Annotated in this window: 13 protein-coding genes; 10 read left to right on the top strand and 3 right to left on the bottom strand. The window is 47.2% G+C overall.

Features of this window, described 5'->3' with window-relative positions; translation table 11 throughout:
- Nucleotides 1-46 precede the first annotated feature (46 nt).
- Together ACKKE8_RS16300 and ACKKE8_RS16295 are read right to left on the bottom strand one after the other, a co-directional pair.
- The gene (locus ACKKE8_RS16300; RefSeq protein WP_409174001.1) at nucleotides 47-1,078 is read right to left on the bottom strand and encodes a hypothetical protein; all 1,032 of its coding nucleotides are present in this window, start codon (nucleotides 1,076-1,078) and stop codon (nucleotides 47-49) included.
- A gap of 155 nt (nucleotides 1,079-1,233) precedes the next feature.
- Nucleotides 1,234-2,628, bottom strand: coding sequence for a hypothetical protein (locus ACKKE8_RS16295; RefSeq protein WP_409179049.1), 1,395 nt, complete (start codon nucleotides 2,626-2,628; stop codon nucleotides 1,234-1,236).
- Nucleotides 2,629-2,862: 234 nt separating this feature from the next.
- Between ACKKE8_RS16295 and ACKKE8_RS16290 the strand changes: the two genes are divergently transcribed.
- Entirely contained in the window at nucleotides 2,863-4,164 is a 1,302-nt protein-coding gene (locus tag ACKKE8_RS16290) for an AAA family ATPase (protein WP_409179141.1), read from the top strand.
- Between the two features lie 12 nt (nucleotides 4,165-4,176).
- A complete protein-coding gene (locus ACKKE8_RS16285) occupies nucleotides 4,177-5,895 on the top strand; it encodes a hypothetical protein (RefSeq protein ID WP_409179048.1) in 1,719 nt (572 codons plus the stop codon).
- A 174-nt stretch (nucleotides 5,896-6,069) separates the two neighbouring features.
- On the opposite strand, the gene ACKKE8_RS16280 is transcribed toward ACKKE8_RS16285, so the two are convergent.
- Complete coding sequence (locus ACKKE8_RS16280) at nucleotides 6,070-6,948, bottom strand: 5'-3' exonuclease H3TH domain-containing protein (protein ID WP_409179047.1); 879 nt, start codon at nucleotides 6,946-6,948, stop codon at nucleotides 6,070-6,072.
- Nucleotides 6,949-7,194: 246 nt separating this feature from the next.
- Here ACKKE8_RS16280 and ACKKE8_RS16275 point away from each other — a divergent pair, with 246 nt between their 5' ends.
- The 8 genes from ACKKE8_RS16275 to deoD all read left to right on the top strand — a co-directional run bounded on the left by ACKKE8_RS16275 (nucleotide 7,195) and on the right by deoD (nucleotide 13,580).
- Complete coding sequence (locus ACKKE8_RS16275; protein WP_047067213.1) at nucleotides 7,195-7,401, top strand: alpha/beta-type small acid-soluble spore protein; 207 nt, start codon at nucleotides 7,195-7,197, stop codon at nucleotides 7,399-7,401.
- A gap of 186 nt (nucleotides 7,402-7,587) precedes the next feature.
- Nucleotides 7,588-7,845 carry a hypothetical protein gene (locus tag ACKKE8_RS16270; protein WP_409179046.1) on the top strand — a complete coding sequence of 86 codons (258 nt, stop codon included), beginning with the start codon at nucleotides 7,588-7,590 and terminating at the stop codon, nucleotides 7,843-7,845.
- Nucleotides 7,846-7,949: 104 nt separating this feature from the next.
- The gene (locus tag ACKKE8_RS16265) at nucleotides 7,950-8,825 is read left to right on the top strand and encodes a M23 family metallopeptidase (RefSeq protein ID WP_069844933.1); all 876 of its coding nucleotides are present in this window, start codon (nucleotides 7,950-7,952) and stop codon (nucleotides 8,823-8,825) included.
- A gap of 14 nt (nucleotides 8,826-8,839) precedes the next feature.
- Nucleotides 8,840-9,655, top strand: coding sequence for a GTP pyrophosphokinase family protein (locus ACKKE8_RS16260; protein ID WP_409179045.1), 816 nt, complete (start codon nucleotides 8,840-8,842; stop codon nucleotides 9,653-9,655).
- Between the two features lie 68 nt (nucleotides 9,656-9,723).
- Nucleotides 9,724-10,944 carry a D-alanyl-D-alanine carboxypeptidase family protein gene (locus tag ACKKE8_RS16255; RefSeq protein WP_409179044.1) on the top strand — a complete coding sequence of 407 codons (1,221 nt, stop codon included), beginning with the start codon at nucleotides 9,724-9,726 and terminating at the stop codon, nucleotides 10,942-10,944.
- A 157-nt stretch (nucleotides 10,945-11,101) separates the two neighbouring features.
- Nucleotides 11,102-11,977, top strand: coding sequence for a glycosyltransferase (locus ACKKE8_RS16250; protein WP_409179043.1), 876 nt, complete (start codon nucleotides 11,102-11,104; stop codon nucleotides 11,975-11,977).
- Nucleotides 11,937-12,692: a glycosyltransferase family A protein gene (locus tag ACKKE8_RS16245; protein ID WP_409179140.1), complete on the top strand. Its 756-nt coding sequence runs from the start codon at nucleotides 11,937-11,939 to the stop codon at nucleotides 12,690-12,692. Before ACKKE8_RS16250 ends, ACKKE8_RS16245 begins: the two co-directional genes overlap by 41 nt.
- A gap of 180 nt (nucleotides 12,693-12,872) precedes the next feature.
- Nucleotides 12,873-13,580 carry a purine-nucleoside phosphorylase gene (gene deoD / locus ACKKE8_RS16240; protein ID WP_069844937.1) on the top strand — a complete coding sequence of 236 codons (708 nt, stop codon included), beginning with the start codon at nucleotides 12,873-12,875 and terminating at the stop codon, nucleotides 13,578-13,580.
- Nucleotides 13,581-13,583 lie beyond the last annotated feature (3 nt).

The raw sequence follows: 13,583 nt of genomic DNA, 5'->3' as shown, positions 1-13,583 counted from the left end.
TTTAGACCTTCTTGCTTAGAAACTTCCCCGAATGACAGGCTCACGATCAAAATCTATGCCGAGGAATAGTCCCTGGAACCGAAATCCGACAAAGCGTAGACAACCCCAAATACCCAAACAACGGATACAAAAACATGAGCAGCTGACTATACCCAATCAGACACAATACGAAAGAAGTAGAGAATAAATACAAGTAAAGCCGCGATTCCGGAACGTCCAATAATTCACGCAGCTGCTGACCAATCCCGAACACGTTGGAAATCAGTGTGGTAAAAATCTCGGAATAGAGTACGAAAACAAAGAACAGCTGGAGCCACTCGTTCCATTGATCTGTTACGAAAAGAATCGGGATATTCATAAGACGGACATCGTCCCAGTTAGCCAACATCGCAGTATGGACGACGAGGAGCATGAATCCAAGCACGACCCCTCCAATGACGGCTGCCCGAAGCAACACTACCTTGTCGCGGATCGCATAGCCGATCGGAATGAGAACGGATTGGGCCATGGCTAGATTAAAGGACACGTATAAGACTGTTTTCCATAAGAAGGAGTAATCGGATGGGAGTGAGAGCGGCATGGGAGATTCTGCGGTGCCATCCAGCAAAATGAGCAAAGCGAACAATACCATGGACGGAACGACGATCGCATTCACGACGAGTAGTTGCTCCAACCCTTTTCGTAGAATCAACAGGGCAAACAGAACAGTGGCTGTGGTCCCGACCATATACGGAATGTCAAACTGCTCCTCCAAGACCGAGCCCGCTCCTGCCAACATGACAGTCGTTACGCCAAAAAGGGTGAGAAAGACCAAAATATTCATCGTACGACCGATCATCGGTCCAAACAGTTTTTGATTAAAGGATTCATAGGAGGGTGTACGTAAATGATGAGCGATTAGCATCATCTTGTAGCCCAGCCAAACAAAAAGAGATGTGGCGAGCAGGATGCCGATTGTTCCGGCATGGCCGTAGGCGGTGAAAAACGCGAGAATTTCTTGACCGCTCGCAAACCCGGCGCCTACGACGGTTCCAATGTACGTTGCTGCGACCTGAATACTTTTTCCCCACAACTTCATACTGGTTTTTTCCTTTCCCATCCAAATAGATGCTAGTACAAGTGTATGAGTCTCGGAGAAAAACAGAATGAGAAAACTTGTCTATCTCATAACCCAACTATGGAAAAAAGCGAATGGCACGTGACCATTCGCTTTTTCGTATAGATACCGACGTTTTACAGAAGAAACATCGCTACGATTGTCGTCACCAAAAGTCCGATCGCCACGGGATACAGATTTCGTCTCGCCAGCTCAAAAGGGTCTACGCCACAAATCGCCGCAGCTGGAATCAATGCCCAAGGAATGATCGTTCCACCGCCGACCCAGACGGCGGCAATTTGTCCAAGGGCTGTTAACGTAGCCGCACCGGCACCCAAAGCAGTTGCGAATAGTTGGGCCAAAGAGCCAGCTAGTGTAATCCCGGAGAAGCCTGAGCCATCCAGCCCTGTGATGACACCTACTGCGGATACAGTGAGAGCAGCTACTTCCTTGCTAATGGGAATCGTCTGTGCAAGCGCTACGCCGAGGTCATTCACGATTCCGTGGGAGCCCTGCGGTAGGACTTCCCCAAACACCTTTATAAACCCACTGTCGCCCATATAAAAGAAAGCAGCAATCGGGATGACTGGCCCAAATACTTTAAAGCCGAACTGAAAGCCTTGGATGAGATGTGTGGTTACTTGCTCGAATCCACTTTGCTTGTGCGCAAGCATCGTTGCGATGATGAGAATGAGCAAGGCGGTTCCGCCCACAAGCGCCGTTGCATCGCCTCCGCGTAAATCAAAAGCAAACATGGCCACGACATCAAGGACAAATAATACCGGCACAAGTCCAGCCAACGTACGCCGCACGCCATCTGACAAAGGGACTCGTGTGGAAGTAAAAACAGCATCGGGTACAACTGTCTCTTTGGGGGAAGCAAGCACGCCGAGCTTCATGTCTTTTTTCAAATACCAGAATGCAATTGCAGTCGTCACGACACCCATAATGATAACGAGAGGGACACTGGCTGAAATTACATCCGAGACAGGAATTCCTGCGGCTTTTGCCGTTAAAGTGGGAGCCCCTTGAATAATATAATCACCGGACAGTGCAATCCCGTGTCCGAACAAGTTCATCGAAACAGCGACACCCATCGCCGGTAAGCCAGCGCGCAATGCCACGGGTAACATGACAGCACCGATCAGTGCGACAGCTGGAGAAGGCCAGAAAAACCAGGAAATGACCATCATGACGATCCCGATAACCCAATAAGCCAATGTAGGATTTCGAACTAAATGGGTCATCGGCCGAATCATCGTTTCATTTACGCCCGTATCTGTCAAAACGTGACTCATGGCAACGATGATACAGATAACTAAAATCGTCGGCAATAGCTCGGTAATCGCATAGATGAAGCTGCCGAATATTCCGCCGACGGCTGTTGTCACAGACCCTGTCGCGACGAAGCCGAGGATCGCTATGCCCACGATACTGATCAAACTCGTATCTTTTCGCAAAACCATCACGAGAATAATGCCGATCACGAACAAGACGTACACACCATGTATCCACAAAAGCTCGATTCCCATGTCGCACCCTCCTTTTTCGTTACTCCGATGAAAGTACCTTGATGTCACAACATATGCGAAAAATAGGCCATGGGTGAACGCACACCCTAGAGAGGACGAGTGGATCAACTGGAAAACTGGCATTTTTGTCCATGATATGCCACTATTAATGAATGACGAATATTTGGGTTCCAAGCAAGAGAGGGGGATCGGCACATCGACGTGCTTAACCAGTCCGTCGTGCAGCCAACTACGATGAATTCGACTACACCCATCCAACGTAAAATGGACCAGGCAATTGAGCTTTTGGAGCGCCGTTTCCTGGAAAGAAGTGAATTGATTCGCCTTTTAATGCTCGGCATCATGAGCGGGGAGAATGCTTTGTTAATCGGTCCACCGGGAACAGCCAAGTCTCAGCTAGCACGGTCTGTCTCTCAGCTTTTTGGATCGGAACATTGGTTCGAGTATTTGCTTACCCGTTTTACGACGCCCGATGAGATATTCGGTCCAGTCTCCCTTCAACAATTGAAGCTGGATCAATACGTACGAAAAACAGCAGGCTATTTACCCAACGCTCAGTTTGCGTTTTTGGATGAAATTTTCAAAGCGAATAGCGCGATTCTGAATGCGTTGCTTTCTATATTGAACGAACGAATTTATTTCAATGGCAGAGAAAAAGAGGAGGTTCCGTTGCAGTTCTTAATCGCTGCATCGAACGAACTTCCCGATGACGATGATCAATTGACTGCTCTTTATGACCGCTTCCTGTTCCGCTATGAGGTTCACTATTTGAAGCATGCTGCAAGCTATGAGCGCATGTTTTCATTGCCAACGACGCCTCTTCCCGTTGTGTTCTCTCTGTATGACGTGAAGGATATTCAAGCGGCAGCAAAGCAAGTGGTCATTCCAGAAACCATCATTTACTTCTTGTACCGTCTAAAACAAGACCTGGAAGCAAAAGAGTATGTGCTCTCCGACCGTCGCTGGAGCAAAATCGCGCATGTATGGCGTACTTCTGCTGCCTTGCATGGACGTGAGCAGGTGACAATCTGGGACACGGTTTTCACTCCGCATATGCTGTGGAATGTTCCTGAGGACTCGACGGTCATGCAGGAAGCGTTCGAACAACAATTTACGGAAATGCTGAAGAATGATATGGAGAACGAATTGCCACTCCAACGCTTCGGACAAATTGCAGATAAATGGAAGGAAAAAGAATCGGAGCTGCATGCGTTCCAGTTTAAAAAGGAAGTGGGCGCAAAGCTGGGCAAGGAAGCGATGGAGCGCAATGTCCGGTTGTTGGAGGAGAGTCGCGATGAGGTGGAAGAGACGGCGCGAGACTTGCGTAATCGTCTCATTCAGTGGGAGAAGCGGGAGCACGATTTGCATGCCTATGTCCTGGAAAAAAACCGCTTGATTCCGCATGTAGAAAAATACGCGGTCAAATATTCGTACCTGCGAATTGAAGGCGAACGGATTTTGCAGCAGCTACAGCGCACATATCGGACGATTTTTGACAAGGAAATCCCCGGGGCGGATTATGATTTTACGTTGTAGGGGGTAGTTCGTATGATCATTCGCGCTAGCGGTGTTGATCGCTATGTATTTGAAACGTACCTCGCCTCTTCGCGTACCGCTCAGGAATGGGTTCATGAGGCGCGGGCACGAGCAGCGTGGTTTGATTTAGAGCTCTTGGCCGATTTTTTCCTCGTCTTTTATTTGGAAAAGCCGGAGATCGATCTGACGCAAGAATCCACTCCTTTTCATCATTGGATGATTCGTACGCTCATGAAGCAGTATTTTACACGCATGATTCATCCTCGGACAGTCGGGCAGGAAAGTGCGTCGTTCAAAACCGCAATCAAGGCCTTGCTGTGGCTGACAGAGACGTTTTCCGAGGAAGTGAAGCAGCGGGAGAAGGATCAACGGCTTTCTCCGCTTTTAACTGGCTTGAAAGACCAACAAGGCCAGGAAGGAAGTCAACAAGCTCAGCTTTCCGAACTGCTGACAGAAAAACAAAAGGCCAAGCTCGAGTTAGTTGGTTATACGCTTCAACAGGGGAAGCGGGTCGTGGAAGACAAGCAAGAGGCCATGGACACCAAGCCTTTAGTGCGGGCAGAGGTATTGTCTTTGCAAAATCGCATTACTGAGCTGCAAGAAGAAATGAAAGTACAGTTCACGAAGCGGACCAAGCTTCTGCAAAAGGTGAAAAAACTGGAGAGTGATCTGGCTCATAGGGAAAAGCAGCTGGATCGACTCCAAAAGCAAGAGAAGGAAGCGATCGCCGCTTTTGAAAAAGAGCTGGGACAATGGCTGGAGAAATCGTTAAAGGCCACGCTATCCGCTGAAGAACTCGATACGCTTTTTGTTGAAGAGGTATTTACGGCCAGTCAGCGTTTTGCCAACCGAAGCTGGGGACATGAGCTAGGTAAGCTGCGCAGGCAAAGCTTTGAGCAGTATTTGAAATGGATTGAGAAATTGAAGCGCCATCCTGACCTGGTCGCTTTTCTGAACGAGGTAGGCAGGCAAGTCCATCGCTTTCGTGTAAAGCGCAAAGAAATTCGCTCCAGACATTTTCCTGAGGAATACTATGATTTGCGGCAATCGGGGGATATTGCACACATGCTGCCAGGTGAAGCAGTGCTTCTCGCTGATCCGGACTTCGAGAACTACTTCATGCTCAAATGGCTGGAGCAAAAGCTCATGACCTACGATACCGCGGGATGGGTAGAAGAACCGCCAAAAGGTCCGGTGATCTGCATGCTCGACACATCCCATTCAATGCGCGGAAGTAAGCTGCGGCTTGCGCAAATTTTCCTCATGACGTTTGCAGCCCTCTCGATGCTGGAAAAGCGTGATTTTATCCTCCTCTTATTCGGGGCAAAAGGCGAGATCAAAGAGCAACCGCTCTATCACAAAAAGCCAGATTGGCCTGCCTTTTACGGCCTGGCGCAAATGGCGTTTGGCGGTGGGACTCACTTTGACGCCCCGATGAAGCGAGCCATCGAGCTGGTTGAAAAGGAACAAGCGTGGCGTGGAGCAGATTTTGTCATGGTAACGGATGGAATTGGGGGCATTTCTCCTTATGTCCAAGAAAAACTCATCTCTTTGGGTCAGCATAAACAAGTTCTCTTACACAGCTTGATTGTGGGTTCGGCGAGACAGCATCTCGTACAAGCATATGACTTGCTGGGCGTTTCTCACCGTGTCAAATTTGCTACGAGCTGGGAAGCGGATGGGGAAGAGAACACGGGACTGCTCCTGGATGTATTTCACACAGCCAAATAAGTGATTTGACGTCACTTCCAAATCTCGTCTCCTAATTGGTACGAAGATTCCGAGACCAAACGGATCGCCGAATCGTGTGGGTTTCTCTGACGGAGCGATTATGCAGTGCATAAAGGAACCGGCTGAAAAAAAGTGGATAGACCGCTTCTTCTCAGCCGATGATCATGACCCCAATTAGCCGACTCTCGCTGCCATCGTACGTCCGAATTCAAGCTCATCGAATTTGCTCTGAACGACTTGACGATCGTATTCCCACACGGCATCCTCCAGCGCATACTCCACCGGAACATCCCGGATAATCGTAGCCAGCTTTCTGCTCAAGTACACCTGATCTCGATTCTCTTCCAGCTTGCTACGCATTTTAGGCGTACAGTTTGCCAGATTTACATATAGGTTGTCCAAATCACCATGCTCGGTAATCAGTTTTGTCGCTGTTTTCTCGCCGATACCTGGGCAGCCTGGAATACAGTCAGATGCATCTCCCATTAAAGCTTTGACGTCAACCACCTGTTCAGGTGAAATTCCACGCAATGCCAAGAGGCTCGCTGGATTATAATGCTCGTGTTTGCCACCATTTTTCAGGATTTTTACACTAACTCGCTCAGATATGAGCTGCAAGCTATCGTAATCACCCGTAGCAATGATGACCTCGTGTCCTTCTTCGGAAAGACGTGTGGAGAGCGTGCCCAATACATCATCGCCTTCATAGCCTGGGCATCCCAAGTTCGGAACCGAGAACGCAGCCGTTACTTCTTTCACCAAATCGAATTGTGGAATGAGCTCATCCGGTGCCGCTTGACGATTTGATTTATAGCCATCATACCATTGACTGCGCACCAGAGACTCGCGCGAAGCGACATCCCAGCCCACTACAAGATGGGTAGGGCGAGTCAATTCTGCGTAATCGAGCATCATTTTTGTAAACCCATAAACCGCATTTGTGTACACACCTGTTGAAGTCTGGCGATAGGCTCCACCCCAAGCAGAACCATAAAAGGCGCGAAATAAAAAGCTCATGCCATCGATGAGAAGTACTTTTCCTGAATCACTCACAAAACCTTGCCCCTCTCACTACCAAACTATACGCACCATTATAGCATAAAGAATGGGGACAACCTTGTCAGATTTTACAACTGAAATATCAGCGAAAACGTGTATGTACTTCCGTTACGGTGGGATGATAGTACCACAAGAGGTAATCAACTCCCTCTTGAAATCAACTTCCGGTCTCAAGGCGAGGAGCATACGCTGACGGTTCAACTCCGTCCCGGGAGAAAAAAGCGTTGGGAGGAATCAATCATGGCAAACAACGGTGGAAGCTCCAACAACCTGCTTGTTCCTCAAGCGAACCAAGCTTTGGATCAACTGAAGTATGAGATTGCATCTGAATTTGGTGTAAATCTCGGACCAGACACTACTTCTCGCCAAAACGGTTCTGTTGGTGGCGAAATTACCAAGCGTCTGGTGAGCTTTGCTGAGCAACAAATGGCAGGCCGTCAAGTTTAACGTACTGACAAGTAAATAGCTGGATGAAGAGAGGTCCCTTTTTAGGGGCCTTTCTATGTTTATCATGAAAAGCCCTTTTCTTTCCTGTGTGGTGCAAACACACAAGCACAATCGCGGACTAGTCATATGGTGTAACGAACAGTTAACTATCCTCGTTTGTCCAGTGGAAAGGAGAGACGTCCGGCTATGAAGAAAAAAGAAGTAAAGCAGCTTTTAAAAAAGCATCCCGAATTTGAAGCGTGGGTTCTCGAAGATTCCATGCGGATTAGAGCGGTCCGTAGCAACCCCGTTATGGCGGAAGAATTGTTTAAAAGATGGAATGATCGAAAAAAAGGGGTGCTTGATTTTGAAGGCATCTCGCAAAAAACCAAACGTGCAAGCGAAATGCTGACAGGCGTACAATCCATCATGGAAATGATGTCGGATTATTCGAAGAAACAATGAGATTACATTTGGAATGATTGGAGAAGGCTAGCTGATTAGCCTTCTTTTTCTTTTTCCTTTCAGGGTGTGTTTTGTTATACTAGAAAATGGGAGGGAGCATGTCTATGTTCAAATCAATGGTTAGTCTCATGTTGGTCACCGCATTGACGCTCGTCTCTGGGACAAGCATATTCAGCCAGACAGTAGAAGGGGTTTACGCCCAAACAACGAAACAACAACCAGCGATCAGCGTAACACCAGCCAAAACATATCCTGGGGACGTTATTTTTGTACGCAGTAAAGAGCCACAAACCGTAACGGTATTCTCTCAGAACTATCGTTTGCAAAAGACTCAGGATGAGTATGCCCGGTTTATCCCGATTCCTTTTAACACGAAAGCGGGGACTTATAAAGTCACCTCTGCTGACAAAAAACTTTCTGTATCTGTGACAATCGCACCGAAAAAATTTGAAGTAGACAAGCTCACGGTAAGCAAACAGCTCAACAAAATGCGACAGGATACGAATCGAATCAATGCCGATCAAAAAAAGATCAATGCAGCCAGATCAAACTCGAGAGCGATTCCGTATTTCTCGGAGCCGTTTAAACAGCCAGCAGTCGGAAAATTAACGACGCCATTCGGCTACCAACGCGTAGTAAATGGTGTACCAGCCAACCGGCACTCGGCGATCGACATCGCGAACAAAACAGGAACTCCAATTTGGGCGAGTAACCATGGAAAAGTGGTTCTGGCCGACTCTTTATACTTAACAGGCAATACCATCATCATCGATCACGGGTTAAATATTTTTTCCATATATGCTCACTTGTCCAAGCTAGATGTCAAGACAGGGCAAGAAGTGAAACAGGGACAGGTGATTGGACAAATGGGTAGCACCGGTTTTTCTACAGGTCCTCACCTTCATTACGGCATGTTAGTGGGTAATACGTATGTAAATCCTCAGCCGTTTTTTGATGCATCACCTTTCCTCTGGAAGTAATTGGAGGTGTCTTCATGAGAGTCACAAATGTGCCAAGCAAAGTGCTCAACAACATGGTTCATTTCTTGGCGCCGTATGAACAGGCAGTTGAAGAGCTAAAGTTAAAACTAAAAGGAATTAAATACGGCTTTCTAAAAAGCGGCCGTTATTCTCCTATTGAATTTGTTGTCGGACGAGTAAAAAAAGGCGACAGTTTAGTAAAGAAGGCGAACGAAAAAGGAATCGATTTTTTGGGAGATCATTGGCAAAGTGACGTAGCCAAGGAAGTCCAGGATATCGCGGGTCTTCGAGTTGTATGCCGCTATGTAGACGATGTACGCGAGGTGCAGCAGTTGTTGCAGGAGCGGGAGGATATCGTCATTCACGATGTCAAGGACTACATTGCATCCCCAAAGGATTCCGGCTACAGAAGTATTCACATGATCGTATCCTATACGGTCTACCATGGCAGCGAAAAGAAAACACTCTTTTGTGAGATCCAAATCCGTACATTGGGCATGAACTTCTGGGCGACGAATGAACACGAACTGCGCTACAAGTATGCGGGCAACATTCCGACAGATGTGTTGGAGCAGCTTCATGAAGCGTCCGTTATCACTCATCAGCTCGACGTGTTGATGAACAATTTGCGTCAAGAAATTCTCACACCGGCAGAAGTTGATACGACACTGGAAGAAAAATTGGAAGAAATATTTTCTTTGTATGTCAAGCAGGATTTGGATTCTGCCGCAGCTTTGTACAGAGAACATGTCAGTGGTTTCGAAGAGGCTTTTGCGGACAATCCTAAGTTTAAAATGATTCACGATTTGTTGGGAATCCGGTTGAAATAACTTTTGGTGTCAACAGACCACATGTAACCTGAAAAAACGCGACAAAGTAGGAAAGGATATAGACTAACATGCGCTTTTTACTAACGAACCTACTCGTTGTGGTGATGGTTTTGTTCAACCTTGGCATGCCTTCCGCTTTTGCTGAGGAGTCATCAAGCCTGGAACCTAATACACTCACTGGACAATCAGCCATTCTGATTGATGCTACAACGGGACAAGTCTTGTTTGAAAAGAACCCTCATGAGAAGTTGTACCCTGCTAGTATTACAAAAATCGCAACAGGTATTTACGCAATAGAAAAAGGGAATCTGGATGACACTGTCACTGTCTCAAAAAAAGCACGCCGTGAAGAAGGTACACGTGTTTATTTGGAAGAGGGAGAACAGATTTCCCTACGCAACTTGTTGTACGGACTGCTTATGAATTCAGGTAACGATGCTGGTACAGCGATTGCTGAGCATATGAGCCAGACAACAGAGCGTTTTGCAGTGGATTTGAACGCCTATTTGAAAGAAAAAGTAGGTGTCACCGAAACGAATTTTACTAATCCACACGGACTGCATGATCCGAATCATTACACGACTGTCGCAGACATGGCCAAAATTTCACAGTACGCGATGAAAAACCCCGTTTTCAGGGAAATTGTCGGTACGAAGCGGCTGCCTTGGCATGGACAAACGTGGGAAACAGTGTTAGTGAATCACAACAAGCTCCTGCGCGATTACGAAGGTGCGACGGGAATCAAGAACGGTTTTACTGATCAGGCGATGCATACACTGGTAGGCTCCGCCAAGCGTGGAGAAATGGAGCTCATCGCTGTCACGATGAAGGCTTCTACAAGTGCAAATGCATACAAAGATGTCAAAAAGCTGCTAGACTTTGGCTTTCAAGGATTTGAGACCAAACCAATCGCCAAAAAAGGGGATTCTTTTTCAGAAGTAGCTGTTCCTGGCAACAACTCGGTCGTGACTTTTACAGCCAAGGAGGACTTGTATGCAACGGTACCCAAAGGTGTGGAGCCTTTGGTAGAGCTAAAAGCAGATGGGAACCTGTCTGTTCAGGCTGGCAAGCTAGCCGTCTCTTATCCGTTGCTTCGTCATGATCCGCCTGCTCCAGCTCCTGCTACTATATTTGGGGATTCAGAAAGTGGCAACACACATCCGCTGGCCCGTTATAGCGTATTGATCGTCTGGTTAGGAATGAACCTTTTCTTAATCGTGTATACGTTTTCCCGTGCACAGAGGAATAAACGAATCCGCGAGCGCAATCTTCAACGGCGGTTCTACTAATACGAAAATGAGAATAACAACAGGACGTAGCAATATGCGCGTCCTGTTTTTTTGTAAGTCATCTCTTGTTGAGTTGTGAGGGATAGATGCCGTGTCCAATCGTGGAAAACGAGCGTACATTAGAGTAACAACTTATCATCTGGTGAGGGGGAGTGAGATGGACAACCAAATCTATGATCACCCTGCCGTGTCCGTCATCATCCCAATAAGTGACAACGCCAGGCATATGAAAAAACTGCTCTCTGTTGTCAAAAGATTAGATCCAGACACGGAAGTAATCGTCGTGTGCAACGGAGTGAGCTCCCAAGAGGCTATCCTGTCCAATGTATGGGGAGCACAAGTCATTTCAACCGGTTTGGTAGTAGACAGCGATGAGGCAAGAGCGATCGGGTCTGCTCACGCGCGGGGAGACGTTGTCCTCTTTATTGACGAACGCCTCGCGATGCCTCTTTTATACTTGAAGAAATATGTCACGCTGGTCAAAAAGGGATCGGATGTCATTATCACGACATGCTCGGACCATTCGATATCCAGAAGAGGAAAGCGTTCGCCAAGAATTGCCTATTGCTTGTTGAACCATCTGCTTGGTCAAAAAAGAATGGGCTCCGCTTCCTTTGAAAATATTCCATTTGCCTTGAGCCGAAATGCTCTGGAGGCAATTGGTTCCGAGACTTTATGCAATCCGGCAGTTGCTTTGGTTCAAGCATCAGTATTGGGGCTCAAAATGACGACAATCGCCCCGTTTGTCCCGGAAAAACAACCAACAGGCACTCGTGATATCGTGCGAAAAGACATCCGTACGATTTACAGGGAGCATGCGAAGGCAATCCAGTTACTAACGGGTGGAATGAAGCTGCGACGCGCAGAGCAGGATGGACAACGACACCGCGACTTGGTGCATTCATCAGACGTTTTGCATTTGCGCTCGGTCTTTCATCTGGAATCGCGCGTTAAGGAGGGCGGTGGATGGGGTGGCAAATGCAAAGCGAAATATGCGAGATCCCACAAAAAAAAGCAAAGAAGAGAACATTAATGGCAAAGAAAAATGCCAGAATTTAAATCGATTAAGTGTCATCCTCTCTGTTCACCACCACGAGCGGACGATCAAAAAAGTACTCAAACAAATTGAGAAGCTCCGACCCATGGAAATCGTACTCGTTGTGGATGGCTGCCCGGATCAATCGGTGAAAAAGATACTCAAGCATTCCTCTTGTCCACTCACAGCATTTGTGTACCCGTTTCTTTTAGGCGATGATGTATGGAGAGCAATTGGTGCCAAGGAGGCCACAGGAGATGTGTGGTTGTTTCTCGATTCGGATCACGTCGTGGCTGCAAATGATATGCAGTCCTTTGTCAGAACGTGTTACCGGGGAGCAGACATCGCTTTGAGAAAGCGCGTGACACCACTTCGACAACCATCAATGGAACCAGATACCGTTTTGCTAGCGAAGACATTTCTTAATACCTTGGTTTCACGGCAAGAACTCGGAATTTCCTCAATGTACGATTTACCTTTTGCCATGACACGACAAGCTGCCTCTATCATCGGCGTTCAACATTTGGTCGTACCTGCCGTTGCGCACGCCATTGCTCTGCACAATCAATTGCGAGTCGTACCATCTCATCACATTGCGTCAGCAAAGCTTACGAGAAAAAGAGCGACGCAAAGAAAGAATAAACCGAGCGTTAACCAGACAATCCTGGGAGATCACCTGGAAGCAATGGATTACGTGATGTCCCTCAAATGAAGGAAACTGTTGTCGAGGCGATGCCATCTGTCGGTATCGCTTATTCGTTATTTTCAAAAGTCTCACGCAAGCGCAATCAAAGCCGCTGGAATCATTTGATCTCTTGACTTTGCATTGTTCGGTTTTTGTAGTACGATAGGTAAGTAGGTCATTTTTTCTTGATAAAGGAGCAAACAGATTATGAGTATCCATATTGGAGCACAGCAAGGTCAAATTGCTGAAACCATCCTGCTACCGGGCGATCCGCTACGGGCCAAATACATTGCTGAAACTTTCCTCGAAGGAGCAGAGTGCTACAACAACGTACGTGGCATGCTCGGCTTCACAGGTACATACAAAGGTAAGCGCGTTTCTGTACAAGGAACGGGCATGGGAGTTCCTTCTATCTCGATCTACGTCAATGAACTCATGCAATCTTATGGCGTTCAAAACCTGATCCGCGTAGGCACTTGCGGCGCGATCCAGGAAGACATCAAAGTACGTGACGTGATTATTGGTATGGCTGCCTCATCCGATTCCCAAACGAATCGTCTCCTGCTCAATCAGGTTGATTTTGCTCCTACTGCTAACTTTGATTTGCTGTACAAAGCGTATCAAGCAGCGACAGAGCGCAATCTGTCTGTTAAAGTGGGCAATATCTTTACGAGCGACAGCTTCTATCGCGAGAACCTCGATTTGTACAAAAAATTGGCATCCTATCAAGTGCTTGCTGTTGAAATGGAATCTTCCGCGCTGTACACATTGGCTGCAAAATACAAGCGCAACGCATTGTCAATCCTCACCGTAAGTGATCACATCCTGACCGGTGAAGAAACTTCCGCTGACGAGCGCCAAACGACCTTCAATGAAATGATTGAAGTAGCCTTGGACGCAGCTCTGATCAAGTAAATT

Origin of the sequence: Brevibacillus fortis (assembly GCF_046196545.1) — a bacterium.
GTDB classification, from domain to species: Bacteria; Bacillota; Bacilli; order Brevibacillales; family Brevibacillaceae; genus Brevibacillus; species Brevibacillus fortis_A.
Note: the sequence above shows the minus strand (reverse complement) of the source record. Positions and strands in the feature narration are given on the sequence as shown.

Coding starts and splice junctions, on each gene's coding strand:
- ACKKE8_RS16300 (WP_409174001.1), bottom strand. CDS start 1,078: ATGAAGTTGTGGGGAAAAAGTATTCAGGTCGCAGCAACGTACATTGGA.
- ACKKE8_RS16295 (WP_409179049.1), bottom strand. CDS start 2,628: ATGGGAATCGAGCTTTTGTGGATACATGGTGTGTACGTCTTGTTCGTG.
- ACKKE8_RS16290 (WP_409179141.1), top strand. CDS start 2,863: ATGAATTCGACTACACCCATCCAACGTAAAATGGACCAGGCAATTGAG.
- ACKKE8_RS16285 (WP_409179048.1), top strand. CDS start 4,177: ATGATCATTCGCGCTAGCGGTGTTGATCGCTATGTATTTGAAACGTAC.
- ACKKE8_RS16275 (WP_047067213.1), top strand. CDS start 7,195: ATGGCAAACAACGGTGGAAGCTCCAACAACCTGCTTGTTCCTCAAGCG.
- ACKKE8_RS16270 (WP_409179046.1), top strand. CDS start 7,588: ATGAAGAAAAAAGAAGTAAAGCAGCTTTTAAAAAAGCATCCCGAATTT.
- ACKKE8_RS16265 (WP_069844933.1), top strand. CDS start 7,950: ATGTTCAAATCAATGGTTAGTCTCATGTTGGTCACCGCATTGACGCTC.
- ACKKE8_RS16260 (WP_409179045.1), top strand. CDS start 8,840: ATGAGAGTCACAAATGTGCCAAGCAAAGTGCTCAACAACATGGTTCAT.
- ACKKE8_RS16255 (WP_409179044.1), top strand. CDS start 9,724: ATGCGCTTTTTACTAACGAACCTACTCGTTGTGGTGATGGTTTTGTTC.
- ACKKE8_RS16250 (WP_409179043.1), top strand. CDS start 11,102: ATGGACAACCAAATCTATGATCACCCTGCCGTGTCCGTCATCATCCCA.
- ACKKE8_RS16245 (WP_409179140.1), top strand. CDS start 11,937: ATGCGAGATCCCACAAAAAAAAGCAAAGAAGAGAACATTAATGGCAAA.
- deoD (WP_069844937.1), top strand. CDS start 12,873: ATGAGTATCCATATTGGAGCACAGCAAGGTCAAATTGCTGAAACCATC.